The sequence below is a fragment of the Pedobacter sp. 01T416_2 genome (genome assembly GCF_056398925.1).
The window spans coordinates 1-1929 of the sequence record NZ_JBFTQI010000969.1; the positions used below are offsets into that span (position 1 = coordinate 1).

Sequence of the window (1929 nt, forward strand, 5' to 3'; positions counted from 1 at the left end):
GGATCCTGCTGCGCCAATATTCCCTAAATTGGGTAAAAGCGATACAATAAGAGTAGCCTCAACAAATGATAATGGTGTAATGATTCCGTGGATGCAACTTAACGATGTATCTATTTATGCCGCAAGGATATGGAAATCACCGGCAGAACAGGCCGCGTATAATCGCTTAAGGTATAACGTATTAAAAGTAATGCCGTATGCACTGTTTGCAAAACGTAGATACGAGCAATTAGAGCAGGATATTGCCCGAACTCCTGAGAAAAAGGAACAGAAACAGCTGGTTAAACAATGTGATAAAGAAATTAAAGACATGTTTAACCGCGAAATAAAAGAATTAACCATTACTCAAGGTCAGATTTTAACGAAACTGATCGACCGTGAGGTGGGCAGAACAACGTACGATATAGTAAAGCAGACCAAAGGCGGTTTTGCTGCATTTTCTTATCAGATTGTGGCCCGTGTGGTAGGACATAATTTAAAAAGCACTTACGATCCGAATGAAGATAAGGATATAGAATCTATTATCCGCACTTCAGGATTTTATCAATAACTATAATGCAGGAACGCATTCCGAATATTTATTCATTTAAGGTTAAAAAAATTAATGGCGAAGAGCAGCCGTTATCAGCCTACCGCAACAAAGTTGTTTTAATTGTAAATACAGCCTCCGAATGTGGTTTTACGCCACAATTGAAAGAATTACAGCAGTTAAAAGACGAGATTAATAGCCCTGATTTTGAAATTTTGGGTTTTCCGACCAACGATTTTGGAAAGCAGGAACCACTTAATGGATCTGATATTGCATCTTTCTGTGAGATTAACCATGGTGTAAAATTTCCGGTTTTTGATAAAATTATGGTACGTGGGGCACGTGCACACCCGCTTTATCAATTTCTGAGCGATAAAAAACAAAACAGAAAATTAAGTTCGAAACCCCGTTGGAACTTTCATAAATACCTCCTGAACAAAAATGGCGAGCTGGAAGATTATTTTTTACCATTCACCAAGCCATTGAGTTCGAAAATTAAAAAGAAAATTCAGCAACTGCTGAGCCAAAATGCCCAATAATTACGTCATGAAGTTAGATATTTTAGTTATAGCCGTGCATCCTGATGATGCAGAGCTTTGCTGTTCAGGTACTATTTTAAAACATATTGCCCTTGGTAAAAAAGTTGGAATTGTAGATTTAACCAGAGGCGAGCTGGGTACGCGTGGTACTGCAGAAACAAGAGATGAAGAGGCCGCAGACTCTGCGAAAATTTTAGGTTTACATGTTCGCGAAAATTTGAGAATGAGGGATGGCTTTTTTCAGAATGATGAATTTCACCGTTTAGAAGTAATTAAAGCCATCAGGAAATACCAACCAGAAATTATTTTAAGCAATGCGCTAGAAGACCGTCACCCTGATCATGGCAGAGCTGGCGATCTGGTGCACGATTCGGTTTTTTTATCGGGACTGCCAAAAGTAGAAACATCAATTGATGGTGTTAAACAAGAAGCGCACCGGCCGAGGTTATTGTTGCAATATATTCAAGACAGGTACTTAAAACCTGATATTATTGTGGATATATCTGACCACATGGATAAGAAAATTGAATCGATTAAAGCTTTTAAAACCCAGTTTTATAATCCTGATGTAGATGGCTTGCAAACCTATATTTCTTCACCAGAATTTTTTGAAAGCGTAATTGGCCGTTCCAGAGAATTTGGTAAAAGCATCGGTACCACTTTTGGCGAAGGCTTTACCTCAAGAAAATTGTTGGGTGTTGATAGTTTGTTTGATTTAAGGTAAATTTTTTAACCGCAAAGAAAAGAAGTGTTCCGCAAAGTACGCAAAGCTGTAGGGATTTGTCTTACTAAGATTTCTCTTTCTTTTCCTTAGCGAAAAACTTAGCGCCCTTTGCGGTTATTTTGACAGTCCAACAAAAC

At 38.2% G+C, this 1929-nt stretch carries 3 protein-coding genes; all 3 read left to right on the forward strand.

Going from position 1 to position 1929, the window contains the following annotated elements; all coding sequences use genetic code 11:
* The coding region (locus AC1DPQ_RS26390) for a DUF4294 domain-containing protein (RefSeq protein WP_477611383.1) at positions 1-550 on the forward strand (550 nt) is incomplete at its 5' end.
* Positions 551-555: 5 nt separating this feature from the next.
* Positions 556-1068 carry a glutathione peroxidase gene (locus tag AC1DPQ_RS26395; RefSeq protein WP_477580715.1) on the forward strand — a complete coding sequence of 171 codons (513 nt, stop codon included), beginning with the start codon at positions 556-558 and terminating at the stop codon, positions 1066-1068.
* Between the two features lie 7 nt (positions 1069-1075).
* Entirely contained in the window at positions 1076-1792 is a 717-nt protein-coding gene (gene bshB1, locus AC1DPQ_RS26400; RefSeq protein WP_477580713.1) for a bacillithiol biosynthesis deacetylase BshB1, read from the forward strand.
* Positions 1793-1929 lie beyond the last annotated feature (137 nt).